Annotated in this window: 16 protein-coding genes, 1 tRNA gene and 1 pseudogene; 14 read left to right on the top strand and 4 right to left on the bottom strand. The window is 64.1% G+C overall.

The features are described from left to right. Positions 1-81: 81 nt before the first annotated feature. From soxC to MTX19_RS23325, 4 genes are all read left to right on the top strand, one after another. The gene (gene soxC / locus MTX19_RS23340; protein WP_280979486.1) at positions 82-1,359 is read left to right on the top strand and encodes a sulfite dehydrogenase; all 1,278 of its coding nucleotides are present in this window, start codon (positions 82-84) and stop codon (positions 1,357-1,359) included. Next, positions 1,346-1,891 (top strand): cytochrome c, encoded by a 546-nt coding sequence (locus MTX19_RS23335; RefSeq protein ID WP_280979485.1) that lies wholly within the window; start codon positions 1,346-1,348, stop codon positions 1,889-1,891. The genes soxC and MTX19_RS23335 overlap by 14 nt, the downstream gene beginning before the upstream one ends. Positions 1,892-2,080: 189 nt before the next feature. Further along, entirely contained in the window at positions 2,081-3,568 is a 1,488-nt protein-coding gene (locus MTX19_RS23330) for an amino acid permease (RefSeq protein ID WP_280985485.1), read from the top strand. An 865-nt stretch (positions 3,569-4,433) separates the two neighbouring features. Then, positions 4,434-5,396, top strand: a complete 963-nt coding sequence (locus MTX19_RS23325; protein WP_280979484.1) for an IS481 family transposase — start codon at positions 4,434-4,436, stop codon at positions 5,394-5,396. Positions 5,397-5,505: 109 nt separating this feature from the next. Here MTX19_RS23325 and MTX19_RS23320 read toward each other — a convergent pair whose 3' ends face one another. Beyond that, the gene (locus MTX19_RS23320; protein WP_280979483.1) at positions 5,506-5,853 is read right to left on the bottom strand and encodes a hypothetical protein; all 348 of its coding nucleotides are present in this window, start codon (positions 5,851-5,853) and stop codon (positions 5,506-5,508) included. Between the two features lie 750 nt (positions 5,854-6,603). On the opposite strand from MTX19_RS23320, the gene MTX19_RS23315 reads away from it, so the two are divergent. Next, positions 6,604-7,131, top strand: coding sequence for a DUF4269 domain-containing protein (locus tag MTX19_RS23315; RefSeq protein WP_280979482.1), 528 nt, complete (start codon positions 6,604-6,606; stop codon positions 7,129-7,131). A 257-nt stretch (positions 7,132-7,388) separates the two neighbouring features. On the opposite strand, the gene MTX19_RS23310 is transcribed toward MTX19_RS23315, so the two are convergent. Next, positions 7,389-7,814: a hypothetical protein gene (locus tag MTX19_RS23310; RefSeq protein ID WP_280979481.1), complete on the bottom strand. Its 426-nt coding sequence runs from the start codon at positions 7,812-7,814 to the stop codon at positions 7,389-7,391. A gap of 504 nt (positions 7,815-8,318) precedes the next feature. Here MTX19_RS23310 and MTX19_RS23305 point away from each other — a divergent pair. After that, positions 8,319-10,805: a penicillin-binding protein 1A gene (locus tag MTX19_RS23305; protein ID WP_280979480.1), complete on the top strand. Its 2,487-nt coding sequence runs from the start codon at positions 8,319-8,321 to the stop codon at positions 10,803-10,805. Positions 10,806-10,839: 34 nt separating this feature from the next. On the opposite strand, the gene MTX19_RS23300 is transcribed toward MTX19_RS23305, so the two are convergent. Beyond that, positions 10,840-12,051: an MFS transporter gene (locus MTX19_RS23300; RefSeq protein ID WP_280979479.1), complete on the bottom strand. Its 1,212-nt coding sequence runs from the start codon at positions 12,049-12,051 to the stop codon at positions 10,840-10,842. Between the two features lie 403 nt (positions 12,052-12,454). Continuing rightward, positions 12,455-12,601: a hypothetical protein gene (locus tag MTX19_RS23295; RefSeq protein WP_280979478.1), complete on the bottom strand. Its 147-nt coding sequence runs from the start codon at positions 12,599-12,601 to the stop codon at positions 12,455-12,457. A gap of 147 nt (positions 12,602-12,748) precedes the next feature. On the opposite strand from MTX19_RS23295, the gene MTX19_RS23290 reads away from it, so the two are divergent. From MTX19_RS23290 to MTX19_RS23255, 8 genes and pseudogenes are all read left to right on the top strand, one after another. Next, positions 12,749-13,222 carry a DUF2231 domain-containing protein gene (locus tag MTX19_RS23290; protein WP_280979477.1) on the top strand — a complete coding sequence of 158 codons (474 nt, stop codon included), beginning with the start codon at positions 12,749-12,751 and terminating at the stop codon, positions 13,220-13,222. After that, entirely contained in the window at positions 13,222-14,589 is a 1,368-nt protein-coding gene (locus MTX19_RS23285; protein ID WP_280979476.1) for a sorbosone dehydrogenase family protein, read from the top strand. The genes MTX19_RS23290 and MTX19_RS23285 overlap by 1 nt, the downstream gene beginning before the upstream one ends. Before the next feature lie 71 nt (positions 14,590-14,660). After that, on the top strand, positions 14,661-14,816 hold the full coding sequence (locus MTX19_RS23280) for a hypothetical protein (protein ID WP_280979475.1): 156 nt from the start codon (positions 14,661-14,663) through the stop codon (positions 14,814-14,816). 39 nt (positions 14,817-14,855) lie between these two features. Further along, a complete protein-coding gene (locus MTX19_RS23275; protein ID WP_280979474.1) occupies positions 14,856-15,068 on the top strand; it encodes a hypothetical protein in 213 nt (70 codons plus the stop codon). A 34-nt stretch (positions 15,069-15,102) separates the two neighbouring features. Further along, on the top strand, positions 15,103-15,552 hold the full coding sequence (locus MTX19_RS23270; RefSeq protein ID WP_280979473.1) for a PPC domain-containing DNA-binding protein: 450 nt from the start codon (positions 15,103-15,105) through the stop codon (positions 15,550-15,552). A gap of 58 nt (positions 15,553-15,610) precedes the next feature. Further along, positions 15,611-15,801, top strand: a pseudogene (locus tag MTX19_RS23265) (cytochrome C oxidase subunit IV family protein); the annotation flags it as partial. A gap of 229 nt (positions 15,802-16,030) precedes the next feature. Then, positions 16,031-16,104: transfer RNA gene (locus tag MTX19_RS23260), tRNA-Gln, on the top strand. Between the two features lie 337 nt (positions 16,105-16,441). Continuing rightward, positions 16,442-17,695 carry an ABC transporter substrate-binding protein gene (locus MTX19_RS23255; protein WP_280979472.1) on the top strand — a complete coding sequence of 418 codons (1,254 nt, stop codon included), beginning with the start codon at positions 16,442-16,444 and terminating at the stop codon, positions 17,693-17,695. Positions 17,696-17,977 lie beyond the last annotated feature (282 nt).

Below are 17,977 nucleotides of genomic sequence, written 5' to 3'. Positions count from 1 at the left end.
GGTATGCGCTGGATCGTTGCTTGACCTCCGGCGTTTGGTGTTAGGCTCGCACCGCGACATGAACGTCAGAGGAAAACGTCGATGAGCGAACAGACGACGGACAAGCGCGTGCGGGAGGCGTCCCGCAGGCATTTCCTTCAGGCGGGTGCGGCGTTGGTCGGCGGCTCTGCAGTGGCGGGGCTCGGCGGCTCGAGCGCGCATGCCGAAGCCGGGAGCAATCTTCCACCCGACGTGCCCGAATGGATGAAGGCGCCGGGCGATCCGATGGGAAGCCAGCCCTACGGCACGCCATCGGTCCATGAGAAGGGCGTCATCAAGAACATCTCGAAGACGCTGCCGCAATACATCTCGGCCTCGGGCCGCACGCCGTTGCAGGAACTCGACGGCATCATCACGCCGAACGGACTGTTCTACGAGCGTCACCATGGCGGCGTGGCGACCATCGATCCGGCCGAGCATCGGCTGATGCTGCATGGCATGGTCGATCGTCCGCTGGTGTTCACGATGGACGACATCCGCCGGTTTCCGTCGCAGTCGCGCATCCATTTCCTCGAGTGCTCCGGCAACCCTGTCTACGCCAAGCCCTACGGCAAGACGGCGTCCGACCTTGTCGGTCTCCTGAGCTGCGCCGAATGGACTGGCGTGCCGCTGAAGACGGTGCTGAACGAGGCTGGCCTGCAATCGGGTGCCAAGTGGATCATTGCCGAGGGCGCCGATGCCGCCGCGCTGACCCGCAGCATCCCGATCGAGAAATGCCTCGACGACGCCATGCTGGTCTACAGCCAGAACGGCGAGCGGCTGCGCCCGCAGCAGGGCTATCCGCTGCGCCTGCTGCTGCCCGGCTTCGAAGGCAACATGAATGTGAAGTGGCTGCGCCGGCTGAAGGTGGTGGCGGAGCCCGCCTATTCGCGCGAGGAGACCTCGAAATACACCGATCCGATGCCCAACGGCACGGCGCGCGAATTCACCTTCTACATGGAAGCCAAATCGATCATCACGCGCCCGTCCGGCGGACAGAAGCTGACCACCAAGGGCTTTCACGAGATCACCGGATTGGCCTGGAGCGGCCATGGCAAGATCAAGCGCGTGGAGGTGTCGGTCGATGACGGCAAGAGCTGGCAGGATGCCGCGCTGCAGGAACCGGTGCTGACGCGGGCGCTGACGCGCTTCCGCTTGCCCTGGCACTGGGACGGAACGCCCGCGGTGATCCAGAGCCGTGCCATCGACGAGACCGGCTACATGCAGCCGACGCTTGCTGAGTTGGAGGCGGTGCGTGGCGTCAACTCCTTCTATCACAACAACGCGATCTGGCCCTGGCGGATCGACGCGAACGGCGAGGTGAGCAATGCGCAGGCTTGAGCTCAAAGCCGCGCTGCTGGCGAGCGCGATCGCGGCGATCGGTTTCGCTGCACAGGCCGAAGAGCGCTACGGCATCGGCCGGCCGGCGACGCCTGCCGAGATCGCCGGCTGGAATATCGATATCGGACGTGACGGCTCCAACCTGCCGCCGGGCAGCGGCAGCGTCGAGCGCGGCCGTGTGGTGTTCAGCGAGCAATGCGCCGCCTGTCATGGCGACAACGGGCAGGGCGGCATCGGCGACCGTCTGGTCGGCGGGCAAGGCACGCTTGCGACCCCCAAGCCGATCCGCACCGTCGGCAGCTACTGGCCTTACGCCCCGACGCTGTTCGACTACATCCGCCGCGCCATGCCGCAGAACGCCCCGCAGTCGCTGAGCAATGAGGATGTCTACGCGGTATCCGCCTACATCCTCAGCCTCAACGGCATCGTTCCGGCCAACGCCGTGCTCGATGCCAAGTCGCTTGCCGCGGTCAAGATGCCGAACCGCGATGGCTTCGTCAGCGATCCGCGGCCCGACGTGCATAACCACTGAAGGCCGCTTGCCTCTGCGCCCGGCGGCTTCGGCGGCCGCCGGCGCGCTTGGCAATAGTGCGGCGCCGCGATCCCGACAGTGGATAAAGCCGCCGTTCGTTGCCTGACGCTCGAACGTCTTCGCGCCCAACGCGTTATAGTTGCTGGCATCGTGTCGGGCTCGGTGGGGCCGACGGCGGAGGTGAGAGCTTTGGCCGACGTCTGGGTACGCAAATCGACCACCGAATTGTTGCAGGAAGCCGTTCAGGCGGTCGGCGACGCGGAAGCGCCGCGTTTGAAGCGCTCGCTCTCGGCGCTGCAACTGGTGAGCCTCGGCATCGGCGCCATCATCGGCGCCGGCATCTTCGTGTTGACCGGCCACGCCGCCGCCGCGAACGCCGGCCCCGCGGTCACCATCTCCTTCGTGCTCGGTGCCATTGCCTGCGCCCTTGCCGGGCTGTGCTATGCGGAGATGGCGTCGACCGTGCCGATCTGCGGCAGCGCCTATACCTATGCCTACGCGACGCTCGGCGAGTTGATCGCCTGGATCATCGGCTGGGACCTGATCCTCGAATACGCAGTCGGCGCGATCGCGGTCTCGGTTGGCTGGTCCGGCTATTTCGTGAGCTTCGTGCGCGATTTCGGCATCAACCTGCCGCAGCAATTCACCTCGGCGCCGCTCGCCTACGACGTCAACACCGGCGCTTGGTCGTTGACCGGTGCGATCATCAACATCCCCGCGATGGCGATCATCGTCTTCGTCACCACGCTGCTGGTGATCGGCATCCGCGAGTCCGCGCGCTTCACCAGCTTCATCGTCGCGCTCAAGCTGATCGTCATCGCGCTGTTCCTCGCCACCACTGCCTGGTCGGTGACGACGGCGAACTGGGTCACCGCGAGCAATCCGGACGGTTTGCTCATCCCGCCGAATGCCGGCCCGGGCGTCTACGGCTGGTCCGGCGTGATTCGCGGCGCGGCCGTGGTGTTCTTCGCCTATATCGGCTTCGACGCGGTCTCGACCACGGCCCAGGAGGCGAAGACGCCGGAGCGCGACATGCCGATCGGCATTCTCGGTTCGCTCGTGATCTGCGCCGCGCTCTATGTCGCCGTCGGCTTCGTGCTGACCGGCATCGTGCCGTACGACCGGCTGAACGTGCCCGATCCGATCGCGGTCGGCATCGACGCCGTCGGCGTCCGCTGGCTCGGTCCGTTCATCAAGCTCGGAATCCTGTTCGGGCTGACCTCGGTGATCCTGGTCATGCTGCTGGCGCAGCCGCGGATCTTCCGCTCGATGGCATATGACGGCCTGCTGCCGGCCGTCGCCGCAAAAATCCATCCGCGCTTCCAGACACCCTATGTCTCGACCATCGTGTCCGGTGTGGTCGCTGCCATCCTCGCCGGCCTGCTGCCGATCGGGCTGGTCGGCGAGCTCGTCAGCATCGGTACGCTGTTCGCATTCGCCGTGGTTTCGATCGGCACGCTGGTGCTGCGCCTGCGCGATCCCGACCTGCCGCGTCCATTCAGGGCGCCCGCAATCTGGCTGGTGGCGCCCGCCGGCGCCGCGGCCTCGCTGTTCCTGATGTTCGGTCTGCCGCTCGACACCTGGATCAGGCTGGTGGTGTGGCTCGTGGTCGGGCTCGTGATCTATGCGGTCTATGGCCGACGCCACAGCCGGCTGCGGTCGAGTGGCGAGGGGTAGGCCCCACTCAATGCGCGGGATGGTGAAGAACCAACGGATCGCGTGAATCCGCGTCCGAAGCCAAGGCCCAGCGACGAAGCTTCGCTCCACCAGTTCCGTCATCCCCGCGCAAAGGCTTCGCCTTTGTCGCTGGAGGTGCGAGCCTTGCGGCGCAATTGCGTCGCTGGGCGAGCCTCGAAGCCGACGAGCAACTGCGCTTGCGCAGCCGGCGCAAGCTGTCGTGAGAGCTCTCCCGAGTCGTCCCTGCGAAAGCAGCGACCCGCAACCGCGAGGTGTTGTTGCCATCGTCGTCCCGGGAAAGGCCGGCACCCATATTCCGCGGCGGGCGTTGTAGGCGGGGCTCGTCATTTGTCGTCCTGGCGAAAGCCAGGACCCATTACCACCGCATTTGATTGTAAACGGGAACGTGGCCCCAGCGTCACGCAACAATGAGCATTCGGGGCAATGGGTCCTGGCTTTCGCCAGGACGACATCGAGTTTGTTGCGCGGCTTGTGAGTCATACGCTCGCATTCTCGCGGCGCGATGCGTCCGAGGTTTGGTGCCATCTTCGCCGCTCTGGAAGCAGAGGGCGCAGGGAAAGCCGGGTGCCGATCGCACCCATGGGGCCGGTGCAACAAAAAGCACCGGAGGTAGGACCACAGGTGAAACCGGAAAACACTCCGGCTTTCCCTGCGCGATGGTTTTACGGCTTATACGTGCTCTCCCCGGCGAGACTGGGCTTGTTTGTCACCGTCATCCGCGAGACGCTTTTGCGTCCTGGGAGTCGACACCTGCCACTAGGTGTGAGCTTTCAGGAGGTTGTCCATCTGGTCTGAACCGAGCAAGCTGAGGTTGCGAAGCTTCAGTGTTCCCCGGGGAGACCAGATGAACATCCACAAGAATGCGCCTCTGACGCCGAAAGGTCGAGAGGCGATGGTGCGGAGCGTGATCGAGGGCGGCCTGACGAAGGCCGCAGCCGCGCTGCAATTCAATGTCACGGCGAAGACGGTCGCCAAATGGGTCAAGCGCTTCCGCGCAGAAGGCGTCGATGGTTTGTCGTTCCTCACGGCCTCATTCCTTGCCAAGCCAAACCCCGGCAGCCACATGCACCTTGTCGAGACGTTCCGCCGGCAGCGCCACACCGGCAAACAGATCGCGTTCGAAGTCGGGGTCTCAGCAGCAACCGTCAGCCGTATCCTGCGCCGGCTCGGTTTGAACAGGCTGGCTGCTCTGGAGCCGGCCGAGCCGATCCGGCGCTATGAGCGCCAGCATCCTGGTGAACTGATCCACCTAGACATCAAAAAGCTCGGCAAGTTCAATCGGATCGGCCATCGGATCACCAGCGATCGACGTGGGTCGAGCAATCTGCGTTCTCGCCGTCAAGGGCCCGGTTGGGAATACGTCCATGTCTGCATCGACGATGCGTCGCGGATCGCTTTCAGCCAGGTCATGAAGAACGAGCGAAAGGGCTGTGCCGTCGCTTTCCTCAAGGCGGCAGTGGCCTACTACATGAGCCTGGGCGTGAAGGTAGAGCGCGTCATGACCGACAACGGCGCGTGCTACAAATCCTTCGCCTTCCTCAGGGCGTGCAAGCGTCTCGGTCTCAAGCACATCCGCACCAAGCCCTATACGCCCAAAACCAATGGCAAGGCCGAACGCTTCATTCAAACCAGCCTACGAGAATGGGCCTACGCGCAGGCCTACAACACCTCAACAGAAAGAGCAGCGGAGCTGCCACGATGGCTTCACCGCTACAACTGGCATCGTCCTCATGGCAGTCTCGGCTCAAAGCCACCGATCAGCAGGCTCGGATTAACCGGGAACAACCTCTTGAGGCTCCACAACTAGGGCGTCAGGCCTGCACGACTTCACCGTCCGCCTCATGCGTGCTCGTCAGTCGCGCAGTCAGCGTCCACCGCATCTCGACCCGACACTCGTGACGATCGCGAAGCGCCCCTCAAGCGGGTGAGACGGGCCATTCATACACTGAGTCACACTTCTGGAAAACAGAAATATTTTGCCCGCGAGGGCTTGACGGGTTTTCGGTGAGTTGCCCGTCGGGTCGTTCTGTCGCACCCGTCACATGCAAAATTCCGTTGCCGGAGCTCGCCGCTGACCTGTGATCGCCGGCGCGGTCGCTGTGCGTCATCACTTCAGGAAGTCCAGCAAATGCAACGGCAAGCGTCAGCATGGAGACGAGGAATGCGGACTTGGCGAATATCCTGCTCTTGCGTGCGTCAGCCGCGGCCATCACCGCCTCGTGAGCACGGTTGAAGTGTTCTTTGTAGCGATCGTCGTCGGACAAGCAAGCGGCCCAGGCGCGTTAGGTTGAGGCCATGTCCTGCATGGAAAAGGGCGTAGATAAGGCACGGGACACCGACCGAAATACTCGATGGATCAATACAAGGTGCTGATATCCGCGGCTTGGAATCAGATGCCGCAACTCGCGTCCCCGCGTCCCTGGCGCACAAGGAGCCAGACGTTCTTCGCTTGCAGCCTTGAGCGAAGCGCATGGCCGTGAGCAGCGCATAGCAGCTCCACCAGAGCGTGGGTTAACCCACCGTGAGGAGATGCCACGTCGAGGTGCGGGCTGGCCCAAGGAGAAGAACAATGACAAAATGCAAGGAAGGCTTGGCGGCAACATTCCTGACTCTTGCTTCAGCATCTTTAGCATCCATGATGTTCACGTCTTCCGCATTCGCGCAGTGCGCGGAATGCGCGATCTATCCCAATCGCGATCCCTTCACCCAGGGTTTGGCGACACCAGCCCCGGCGCCGAGTATTGGGCAAAGCCGCGGCGCGTCATCTCGCTCGCCGTACAATGCGCGAGCCGAAATGCGCGGGTATCATGGCCGCTACGTCGGAAACGCGAACCGTCGGCATCGCTGACGGCGCCTGATCGCTGCGGCACTCGAAGGGCGGGGCCCTGCGTGCCAGGGTCCTGCGCGCGATATCGCGGCTGATGGCAGCGGCGCGCCTGTCGCGGCGCGGACAATGCAGACATCTCCAGCAAAGGCTGCTATCGCCGCGTTCGGCAAGCGCGAGCATTTGTGAGATGAGCGTTCCCGACTACCTATCGGCCGTCGCAAACTCGGCTGTGACTATGACGCTGAGGCCATTCGCTCCGCGTGTCGTCGGCACGCTTCCGCTTGGCCTCGCGGTATCAGGCAGCGACATCGACATCGTCTGCCACGCGCCTGACCTGAACGCCTTCGCGGCCGCGGTCTGGGAGCACTATCACCTTGCGGACGGCTTTGTGCTCTACCGATGGACGTCGGGTACGCGACCTGCGATTGCCCGGTTTGTGTGGGACGGCTGGCCGTTCGAGCTGTTTGGCGACACGCGGCCGGTAGAGGAGCAGCGCGGCTGGCTCCATTTCGAGGTCGAGCGACGGCTGCTGGCGCTCGGCGATGGCCGGCTGCGGCAGGCCGTCAGTGCACAAAGAGCCGCCGGAATGAAGACCGAGCCGGCTTTCGCCGCCGTGCTCGGCATCGGCGGCGATCCCTATCGTGAATTGCTCGTGCTGGCCGCGGCGAGCGATGCGGAGTTGCGCGCGCTGCTCGCGGCCAGGGATTTCGCCTGACCGTCAGGCGATCGCGTTCAGGGCGCGGCTCGCCATGAAGATTGCCTCGATCTGCTCCTCCGTGATGATCTGCGGCGGTGAGATCATCAAGGTGTCGCCGGCCGAGCGCATGCGCCTCCCAGATCAGCGCGATGCGCCGCGCGCGGTCGAACAGGCCAGTATCCTGATAGACGTCGAGCGGGGCGAGCCGCGCGGCGCAGGCGCGGCGGCGGTCGCGATGACGGGCAGGTTCGGCCGCCTGCGGAATCGGCCGCGTCTCAGGCGACGGCCGTCGACCTGTCGTCCGTTGGCTCGCCCGTGAGCAGCAGCCGGCGAATCGCATCCTCGACCAGCGCCAGGGTCTGGCGGGCTTCGCGTGCCTCGGCCTCCGCGGTCTGGGCACGAAACTCGATCGCCTCCAGTTGCTCCCGCTGGGCTTCGATGCGCTTTTGCGCCTCTTCGAGCGCCCGGGACGCCTCTCGCAGCTTGCGTTCCGTCGCATTGATGATCTCGAGCTGGGCCCGCTCGGCGGCCTCGGCGCGTGTTTCGGTCGCGCGGGCCCGGTCCTCGATGCTGCGGAACAGGTCCGCCGCTTGGTAGACGAGGTCGAGCGCCTGGGCGCCCACATTGGAGGCGGGCGGCTTTGGAAAGCCGAGAATGTTTTCGCTGGTTACGAAAGGTCTTCTGAAACCGCGCAGTGCCATGGAGGTCAGCCCGTCGCGAGTCATTATGATATGGGACACGATGCGGCTGATATGGTTAACGGGCGGTTAATTGTGGCCGATCTCTGGTTGTGCTGACGGGATCTGAAGCCTCGGTGGTGTAGCCGTCCGGGCTGACGGGAGGGCGCGAAGCCGGGCCGGCAACCGGGCTCCGCGACACGCCGGTCCGGCGAGGTCGCGCGCATGTGATCGTCGCAATGACGACCGGAATATGACGCGAGCCGGATGGGTCACCCGTGGGACGGCTCTTTGGACCGCCACATCGGTGACGGATCGCCCCCGGCGCACCCACCGATTGCGGCTTTTGGCAACCTCACTGATTTGGCCGGGAGCGCGAACCGGGCTCTATGGCATAAGTTTGGCGCCCGACCCGCTATTATTCTCCCGCATCGAATTGCAGGTACCCGGAGCGACCGATATACCGACCCCCTGTGTGGCTGGCAGCGGGCTCAGAATGAGCCGCGTATTCGCCACGGGACTTCGTCGATGAGATTGCTGTTACGGTTCTTTGGATTTCTGTTCACCGCAGGATCGATCCTGTTTCTGGCTGGCCTTGCCGCGGTCGCGGGCCTGTTCTGGCATTTTTCCAAGGATCTGCCCGATTATACGCAGCTTCAGAACTATGAACCGCCGGTGATGACGCGCGTGCACGCGGCCGACGGCTCGCTGCTCGCCGAATACGCCAAGGAGCGCAGGCTTTATCTGCCGATCCAGGCGGTGCCGAAGCTCGTGATCAACAGCTTCCTCGCCGCAGAGGACAAGAATTTCTACGAGCATGGCGGCGTCGATTATACCGGCATGGCGCGCGCCGGCCTGGCCTACATCCAGAACTACGGGTCCAACCGCCGTCCGCAGGGCGCCTCCACGATCACCCAGCAGGTCGCCAAGAACTTCCTGTTGACCAACGAGGTGTCGTTCTCCCGCAAGATCAAGGAAGCCTTGCTCGCGATGAAGATCGAGCGGGCCTATTCCAAGGACAAGATCCTCGAGCTCTACCTCAACGAAATCTATCTCGGCCTCGGCGCCTACGGCATCGCGGCGGCCTCGCTGGTCTATTTCGACAAGTCGGTGAACGAGCTCACCATCGCGGAAGCCGCGTATCTGGCGGCGCTGCCGAAAATGCCGGCCAGCCTGCATCCGGTGCGCAACCACGCACGCGCCGTCGAGCGGCGCAACTATGTGATCGACCGCCTGCAGGAGAACGGCTGGATCACCGCGGCCGATGCCGACAAGGCGCGCAAGGAGCCGCTGGTCGTGACCAACCGCGCCAGCGGCGCGCATACCTTCGCCGGCGAGTATTTCTCGGAAGAAGTTCGCCGCGACATCTTCGAGCGCTACGGCGAGAAGAAGCTCTATGAGGGCGGCCTGTCGGTCCGCACCACGCTGGATCCGAAGATCCAGGTGATGGCGCGCAAGACCATGGTGGCGGGGCTCGTGAAATACGACGAGCAGCAGGGCTATCGCGGCCCGATTCAAAAGCTCGACATTTCCGGCGACTGGGGCGTGCCGCTGGCGGACATCAAGTCGCTTTCGGACATCTCGCCGTGGCGGATGGCGGTGGTGCTGGAGACCAGCCCGCAGTCGGCGCGGATCGGCTTCCAGCCGGGCCGCGAGCTCGGCGGCGCCGTCAGCAAGCAGCGCGAGACCGGCATTGTCACGCTCGATGGCGTGAGATGGGCGAAGGCGGCCTCCGGGCCTCTGAGAGGCAAGACGCCGGCCTCGGTGGCGCAGGTGCTGCAGCCCGGTGACGTGATCTACGCCGACCCGCTCTACAAGGACGGCCATCTCGTCGAAGGCCAGTATCGGCTGCGCCAGATCCCCGAGATTTCGGGCGCGATGGTGGCGATGGATCCGCGAACCGGCCGCGTGCTCGCGATGGTCGGCGGCTTCTCGTTCGACCAGAGCCAGTTCAACCGCGCGACGCAGGCCTACCGGCAGCCGGGTTCGACGTTCAAGCCGATCGTCTATTCGGCGGCGCTCGACAATGGCTACACGGGATCGACGATGATGATCGACGCGCCGATCGAGATCGATCTCGGGCAGGGCAACGTCTGGCGCCCGGAGAATTTCTCTACCGGCCGCTATCAGGGCCAGGTCACGCTGCGCAACGCGCTGCGACTGTCGCTCAACACCGTGACAGTGCGGCTCGCGCAGGAGATCGGCATGCCGCTGATCGGCGAGTACGCAAAGCGCTTCGGCGTCTATGACGAGCTGCCGAACTATCTCTCCTACGCGCTCGGCGCCGGCGAGACCACGGTCATGCGCATGGTCACCGCGTATTCGATGATCGCCAATGGCGGCCGCCGCGTGAAGCCGACGCTGATCGATCGCATCCAGGACCGCTACGGACACACCATCTTCAAGCACGACCAGCGCGAATGCATTGGCTGCGACGCGCCGGAGGGATGGAAGAACCAGCCCGAGCCGCAACTGATCGACCGCCGCGAGCAGGTGCTCGACGCCATGACCGCCTATCAGATCACCTCGCTGATGGAGGGAGTGGTGCAGGCCGGCACCGGCACGGCGCTGAAGGAGGTCGGCAAGCCGATCGCCGGCAAGACCGGCACCTCCAACGAGGCCAAGGACCTATGGTTCGTCGGCTTCTCGCCGGACCTCGTGGTCGGTCTGTATGTCGGCTACGACAAGCCGCGCTCGCTCGGCAGGACCGCTCAGGCCGGCCATACCGCAGCTCCGATCGCGCGCGACTTCATGAAGCTAGCGCTGGCCGACAAGCCGCCTGTTCCGTTCAAGATCCCGCCCGGCATCCGGCTGGTTCGCGTCGTGGCCAAGACCGGCGCGCGCGCTGGTCCAGGCGAGACGAGCGGCACGCTGCTCGAAGCCTTCAAGCCAGGCCAGGCGCCACCGATCTATGACACCGTCCCGGGCACCGATGTGATCGACGGGACCCAGGCCGGAATCTCGCCGGACGCGGATCGCGCGATCGTGCGGTCGGGGACGGGCGGGCTGTACTGAGAGCGTGGTCACGCCCGGTTGGTCGCGGACGGCCTCAATAGTGCTTCACGACGCTTCGAAGCGAAATCCACAGTGCGACCGAGAGCAGGCCGAAGCCTGCGAGACACAGGAATGCGAGCTGGTAGCCGATCCATTGGGCGATCCAGCCGCCCAGCGCGGGGCTCAGCGAGGCGCCAATTCCCTGCACGGTGATGACCGCTCCCTGGCCGAGATTCACACGGCCGGTTCCGTTGAGCGTGCGCGCCACGATGCCGGGGACGGCCACGCTTTGCAGACCTGCGCCGATGCCGTCGAGGATCTGCACCGGAAACACGCCCCACCAGCCCGACAGGAAATACGCCAGCACGCCGCGCGCGGGCAGGGCCAGAAACGACGCAAGCAGGACCGGCCAGAAATTGCGGCGTTCGGCGGCGTGCATGCCGACGACGGACATGATCACCATGACACCCTGGGCAACCACGATCGTGGTCGCCACAACTCCGGCGCCATTCTTGAGACCGCTCGCGACCGCGGCCAACCCGTAGAGCGGCACGATCGCAGCGTTACCCAGATGGAAGATCGCGAGCGCTACGGCAAGCACCAACAGCGGCTTGTGCCTGATGAGAACGCGAAATCGGTGCGGCTCGCTTTCGGGATCGTCTTCCTTGCCGCGCGCTGCGTGATGATCAATGGCATCGGCCGGAATCAACATCACGCTTGCGATCGTCAGCACGCCGAACGCTGCTGCCAGCAGGAACACCGCGACATAGCCGTAGCGCCAGCCGAGATAGCCTGAGGCTGCGGCGCCCAGCATGTTGCCCGCGTGGTTGAAGGCCTGGTTGCGGCCGTTCTGCCGGTTGAAGCCGCGTTGCCTGACCATGCCGAGCGTGATGCCGGTCACCGCCGGAACGATTGCGGCGCCCGCGACCGAGGTTGCGATCTGGGACAGCGCGACGGCCCAGAACGTTTGCGACACGAGGATGATGGCCGATGCCACGACGACCGCGACACCCGGCACGATGACCCACGCGCGCTTGTGGTTGGTCGTGTCGATGCAGCCGCCGATCGGCGTGGTGATCAGCATCCCCGCGACGTTCCCGATCGTAAGCGCAGTTCCGATCAATCCGCTGGTCCAGCCGTGACTCTGCAGGAAGACCCCGACGAACGGTCCGATCCCGGACTGCATATCCGCCATGAAGAAATTCAGTGCGAGCAACGCCCACAGCGGCCGCGTCATGGCGAGTGTCTTGGCTCTTCGGCTGGTCATGATCTGACGCGCCCGTCGGTCTCGAGCGGAACTCCCCCGGCGCGCGCTTGTTGTGAAGCGGCAGGTCGGTGCAGTGCACAGGAACAAACGCGACAAGGCAGACTTGGGTCCGATCAACGTTCGAATGAACGGACGGAACGAACGAAGACGCGCACGGCTCACGGCCATGTCGCGATGTCTGATCGTGACCGCTATGCTATTCCCGATATGACGCGGCGCCCGGCCTGCAGCCAACGAATTTGAGCAACCTCAGCTCGGAGCTCCTTGCGCGATCTGCCGAAGGTGCGCCGATGCAACCGCCGCTGTCGTGCCGGTGGCAGCGAGCGAAAGCAGGCTTGGATGGGAAGTTGGGAAGAGGAGGCGGCGTCGTGGTGCTGCCCACAGCGCCGGCGGTCATCTTAACCTATCTCAATATGATATATGCAACAACGACGATGACCGCTGCAATGATCAGCGAGGTGAGCAGCAGCCCGTAAGCGCGCGCCTGCCTGGCTTCCGTGGTTTCTGGAGCGGAGTGTGGCGGCAGTTCGGCGGGACCTTCGCGGACCATGGTCGGCCTCCTGCGCGTGCTGTTGTGTCTCGACGACAGGTCGACGTCGTTACCGCGCCTTCGTTCCTGCTGTTCCGGATCTGCCGTCGCGTGCCTTAGGAACATCGCCCCAGGCGAGCCGTTGGTGGCTCATCTTGGAGGCTCCGAATGTCAGAGGCAACGCAAGCCGCCACCCGCACACCAAATCCGAACTCGACGGCGCGGATCGCCACGCATCCCATCCATCCGATGTTGGTGCCATTTCCGATCGTGTGCTTCGTCGGCGCGCTGATCACCGACATCGCCTATTGGCAGACCGCCCAGATGATGTGGGCCGACTTTTCCGCGTGGCTTCTGTTTGCCGGCCTGGTCCTTGGCGTGCTCGCGGCCATTGCCGGCCTGATCGATTTCCTGGGCAGCCGCCGCATCCGCGAGCTAGCGCCGGCCTGGCTTCACATGGTCGGCAATGCGGTGGTCCTGCTGCTCGCCTTGTTCAATTCGTTCGTTCACAGCCGCGATGCCTGGACTTCGGTCGTTCCTACCGGACTGGTGCTCTCCGTACTCACGGTGCTCGTGATGCTGTTCACGGGATGGCTGGGTTGGGAAATGGTCTATCGCCGTCACGTGGGAGTTGCGGATTGATGCCTGTGGTCAACTGTCCAATCGAGATAAGCCGCATCCGGCTTGCCGCGGTTCTCTCGGCCGCATTATGCCTTGCAGGGTGCAGCGAAACCGCGCCTGATCCCAAGACCCAGATCGGTGCGAAGCCCGATCTGCCGGCGCTGCAGCAGTACCTGATCCCGCCGATGCATGTCGCGCCGGTCGTGGGATGGCAGCAAGGCGAGAAGCCGACAGTGCCCGACGGCCTCCAGATCACCGCGCTTGCCACCGGTTTGCAGCATCCGCGCTCGCCTTATGTCCTGCCCAACGGAGACATTCTCGTCGTCGAGTCGAAGGCGCCTGGTATCGAGCCGATCAAGCGGCCGAAGGACTTCATCATGAAATGGGTGGAGTCGTGGGCGACATCGGGCGGCGATACCGGGGAAAGCAATCGCATCACGCTGTTGCGCGGCGCGAATGGCGACGGCAAGCCGGAACTGCAGAGCGTCTTCCTCGATCACCTCAAGTCGCCGTTCGGCGTTGCGTTGGTCGGTAACGATCTGTACGTCGCCAATACCGACGCGATCGTCCGTTATCCCTATCATAGCGGTGATACGAAGATCACGGCCCCCGGGGAGACGCTGACGCCGTTGCCCGGAGGGCCGATCGACCATCACTGGACCAAGAGTTTGGTGGCAAGCCCGGACGGCTCGTTACTCTATGTCGGGGTGGGCTCGAACAGCAACATCACCGAGAACGGCATCGAGGCGGAAAAGAACCGCGCCGCGATCTTGGAGGTCGATCGCGCGACCGGCCGCTGGCGCATCTTCGCAAGCGGATTGCGCAATCCGAATGGCCTGACCTTCGAGCCGCAAAGCCACGCTCTGTGGACTGTCGTGAACGAGCGCGATGAGATCGGGCCCAATCTCGTCCCGGATTATCTGACGTCGGTCAAGGACGGTGCCTTCTACGGCTGGCCTTACAGCTATTTCGGCCAGCATGTCGATCCGCGCGTGCAGCCGCAGCGGCCCGACCTCGTGGCGAAGGCGATCGCGCCCGACTATGCCTTGAGTTCGCACGTCGCGCCGTTGGGCCTCGCGTTCTTCAACGGCGATGCGCTTCCGCAGCGCTATCGCGGCGGCGCTTTCGTCGGCGAACACGGCAGCTGGAACAGGCCGCAACTCAACGGCTACAAGGTCGTGTTCGTCCCGTTCGCCGACGGGCACCCCAATGGCCCGGCACAGGATGTCGTGACCGGCTTCCTGAACAAGGACGAGAGATCACGCGGCCGCCCAGTCGGGCTGGCGATCGACAAGTCCGGCGGCCTTCTGATCGCGGATGACGTCGGCAACACCGTATGGCGCGTCACCGGCGCAAACCGGCAGCCGACGAACGCAAGCCTGCGATAGGCCCTGACCACAATGACGGCATCGCCGCGCTTTTGCGCCGAGCGCAACGTGCCGCAACGATGGAGAGAGCCATGGATATGGGCTGGGAAATCGCATTTGGCGTGGGCGCGCTTGTGCTTCTGACGGCGCTGATCTTCGGCGTGCTGCAGTACCATTATCGGGACCGCCGGGCCGTGCGCGTCGGGGAAGAGGTCACCCGCGAGCGCTACCGCAAGGACGCTGCCTGAGATGTGGCTCGGTTGAATTGATGCGATGAGGAGATGACGATGGGATTGGCTCAGTACGCGGTGGTTCCGGTGCACGACGAATGGGGGGTCCTGCACGACGGCAATTTGAACGGCGGATATGCCACCAAGGAAGCGGCGTTCGAGTCGGCGGCCGCCGCCGCGTCGCTGGCGATCCAGGAGGGCCATGAAGTCCATGTCAGCGTGCCCGCAAGGGAGGAGCGCGAGCCCGCTTTGGGCCAGCGCGCGCCATGAGCGTTCGCGAACGCGATCAGACAGAGGTGCTTTCATGAAAGCCAAGCTTGTAGCCGACGAGGCAGGGCAACGGGTTCACGTCGCGGTTCTTGATTCCGGTGAAGAGGCGTTTGCAGCGCTCACCGACATCGCAAGGAAGCTGGAGATACCGGCTGCGTCACTGACCGCGATTGGCGCATTCCAGAAGGCGACGGTCGGGTGGTTTGATCTCGAGCGAAAGACGTACAAGAAGATCGAGGTGCGCGAGCAGTGCGAGGTCTTGAGTGCGATCGGCGACGTCGCGGTTGCCGACGACGGTCGGCCGAGCTTGCACATGCACGTCGTTCTTGGGCTGGCTGACGGTACGACCCGAGGCGGGCATCTTCTCGCGGCCACGGTGCGCCCGACGCTCGAGGTCGTGATGACGGAGACATCGGCCTCGTTGAGGCGCACCAAGCGGCCAGACCTGGGGATCGCGCTGATCGATCTCGCAGCGGGCAGCTAGGCGTGCCTCACGGCCGGTTGTTGGCGCCAGCCGGACATTGTTTTCCAGGAACCGATCGATGCCCGTGGCGATCGTCGTGCTCGCGATCGCACAGATGGGCGTGCATCTTGTGTTCTTCCTGCACATCACGACGGGGCCAGACAGCACCAACAACGTGATGGCGTGTTCCTCGTGACCGGCGGATCGTTGTGGATCATGGCTAACCTCAGCCAGAACATGCCGATGGATCAGATCATGCAGATGCAGCGGTGGCGTCCACCCCTTCGCTTCGGGCGTCGGGAAGGGCGGTCCGGCGCGCCGATGCCAGGGCGCCAAAGGAGGGCAATTTGACGCCAATCAGATATCATCAATACTTGCCAAGCCTAGGACCAAGCGGGTAGAAGGACCGCACTCGCGCGAGGCGCTGATTTGCCAGTCGCCGTCGCCGCAAAGATTGCCCGGTCATCCAGCTAAGCTGTTGACTCTGCTGAGCAATTTTTGGGGAATGGTGTAACGGTAGCACAACAGACTCTGACTCTGTTTGTCTTGGTTCGAATCCAGGTTCCCCAGCCAGATTTTTGCCCGATCGGCACCGGCTTTCGCAGCAAACCCACGAGCTTGATGTCGCTCGGCGCAGCCGAGCTGTTTACCCAAATCTTCACGCTCCCGCGGCGGCTGGTCCGCACTCTCGTCGCGCACGGACTGCACGCACCACCCGGGCGAAGATCGTCGCTGCACATCCCGCTGCAGCGACTTTAGTCGCAGGCGTTGGCTGGCGGCGGCGCCTTAACTTGCCGGCTCATGGGGCCCGTGCGATGCTGGCACACCAAGAAAAAACAAAGAGGGAGGCGGCGGCAGTTTGCCCGAACGTTTCCCGCCAACACGGCCACGGGATCTCGGAGACGTTCAAATGAGAGTGTCGAAACTTGTCGGGCCGCTTGCCGCGGCCGCGATCGCGATGGGTCTGGTTTCCGGCGCGATGGCGCAGCAGAAGACCGTCAAGATCGGCGCGGTGTTTCCCTTAAGCGGCAATGCTGCCAGCGCCGGCGTGCACGCCAAGGCCGCGATCGAGGTCGCGCTCGACATTATCAACAATGCGCATCCCGAGCTCGGCAATTTCCCGCTCGCCAAGAATGCCGGGCTCGCCGGCCTCGGCGGCGCCAAGCTCGAGGTGGTGTTCGCCGACAACCAGGGCAGCCCCGCGACCGGGCAGAACCAGGCGCTGCGGCTGATCACCGAAGAGAAGGTGGTGGCGCTCACCGGCGCCTACCAGTCCGGCATCACGCTGACGACAAGCGCAATCGCCGAGAAGTACGGCATTCCCTTCGTCAACGGCGAGTCGGTTGCGTCCAACCTGACCGAGCGCGGCTTCAAATGGTTCTTCCGCACCACGCCGATCGCGACCGATTTCGCCCAGGTCTATTACGACTTCTTCACCGAGATGAAGGCCTCCGGCGCCAAGACCGACACCATCGCGGTGGTGCATGACACCACCGAATACGGCGTCTCGGTTGCCAACACCCTCGCCGCGACCTTCAAGGAGAAGGGGCATCCGATCGCGCAGGACGTCGCCTACACCACCAACGCGACCGACGTGCAGAGCCAGGTGTTGCAGCTCAAGGACAAGAAGCCCGACATCGTCATCATGATCTCCTACACGTCGGATGCGATCCTGTTCGCCAAGACCATGCAGGCGCTCGACTACAAGCCGCCGATGCTGCTCGCCGACGATTCCGGCTATTCCGATCCATCCTTCATCAAGGCGGTCGGCAAGATCTCGCAAGGCGTGTTCAACCGATCGTCCTGGAGCGTCGGCCCGGCCGGCTCGCCGACCGCGATCATCGCCAAGCTCTACAAGGAGAAGAGCGGCGACGAGATGGACGACACCGCGGCGCGCGAGATGCAGGCCTTCTTCGTGCTGGCCGATGCGATCGATCATGCAGGCTCGACGGAGCCCGCCAAGATACAGGCCGCGCTGAAGGCGACGGACCTGAAGCCCGATCAGCTGATGATCGGCTACAAGGGCGTCAAGTTCGACGACAAGGGCCAGAACATCCTGGCCTCCGGCCTGATCATCCAGTTGCAGGACGGCGAGAACTACGTCGCGGTGTTCCCGAAGGCGAATGCCGTGAAGCCGCCGGTCATGCCCTTCAAGGGCTGGTGATGATGTGGAGGGCGGGGCGCAGGCCTCCGCCCTTGATCGTCTGCCGTCAATCGCGACGGCTTGAGGAAGCGGCACGCTTGAGCATGACAAAGCCCACCCAAATCGGTGCCGCACTGCGGGTGCGCACCTCTCCCATTGGGAGAGGTCGATTTGCGCGAGCAAATTGGGTGAGGGGTTTCGCTCTATCGATGGATATGATCCCCTCACCCGGCGCTGCGCGCAGACCTCTCCCGATGGGAGAGGCGGTTGAAGCGCTGGCGACCAGGATCATTCAACCGCTAG

The sequence above is a fragment of the Bradyrhizobium sp. ISRA464 genome, assembly GCF_029910095.1.
Classification (GTDB): Bacteria; Pseudomonadota; Alphaproteobacteria; order Rhizobiales; family Xanthobacteraceae; genus Bradyrhizobium.
Note: the sequence above shows the minus strand (reverse complement) of the source record. Positions and strands in the feature narration are given on the sequence as shown.

Bases quoted from the DNA above. Each gene is read 5' to 3' on its own strand.
- soxC (WP_280979486.1), top strand. From the start codon at position 82: ATGAGCGAACAGACGACGGACAAGCGCGTGCGGGAGGCGTCCCGCAGG.
- MTX19_RS23335 (WP_280979485.1), top strand. From the start codon at position 1,346: ATGCGCAGGCTTGAGCTCAAAGCCGCGCTGCTGGCGAGCGCGATCGCG.
- MTX19_RS23325 (WP_280979484.1), top strand. From the start codon at position 4,434: ATGAACATCCACAAGAATGCGCCTCTGACGCCGAAAGGTCGAGAGGCG.
- MTX19_RS23315 (WP_280979482.1), top strand. From the start codon at position 6,604: ATGAGCGTTCCCGACTACCTATCGGCCGTCGCAAACTCGGCTGTGACT.
- MTX19_RS23310 (WP_280979481.1), bottom strand. From the start codon at position 7,814: ATGGCACTGCGCGGTTTCAGAAGACCTTTCGTAACCAGCGAAAACATT.
- MTX19_RS23305 (WP_280979480.1), top strand. From the start codon at position 8,319: ATGAGATTGCTGTTACGGTTCTTTGGATTTCTGTTCACCGCAGGATCG.
- MTX19_RS23300 (WP_280979479.1), bottom strand. From the start codon at position 12,051: ATGACCAGCCGAAGAGCCAAGACACTCGCCATGACGCGGCCGCTGTGG.
- MTX19_RS23295 (WP_280979478.1), bottom strand. From the start codon at position 12,601: ATGGTCCGCGAAGGTCCCGCCGAACTGCCGCCACACTCCGCTCCAGAA.
- MTX19_RS23290 (WP_280979477.1), top strand. From the start codon at position 12,749: ATGTCAGAGGCAACGCAAGCCGCCACCCGCACACCAAATCCGAACTCG.
- MTX19_RS23285 (WP_280979476.1), top strand. From the start codon at position 13,222: ATGCCTGTGGTCAACTGTCCAATCGAGATAAGCCGCATCCGGCTTGCC.
- MTX19_RS23280 (WP_280979475.1), top strand. From the start codon at position 14,661: ATGGATATGGGCTGGGAAATCGCATTTGGCGTGGGCGCGCTTGTGCTT.
- MTX19_RS23275 (WP_280979474.1), top strand. From the start codon at position 14,856: ATGGGATTGGCTCAGTACGCGGTGGTTCCGGTGCACGACGAATGGGGG.
- MTX19_RS23270 (WP_280979473.1), top strand. From the start codon at position 15,103: ATGAAAGCCAAGCTTGTAGCCGACGAGGCAGGGCAACGGGTTCACGTC.
- MTX19_RS23255 (WP_280979472.1), top strand. From the start codon at position 16,442: ATGAGAGTGTCGAAACTTGTCGGGCCGCTTGCCGCGGCCGCGATCGCG.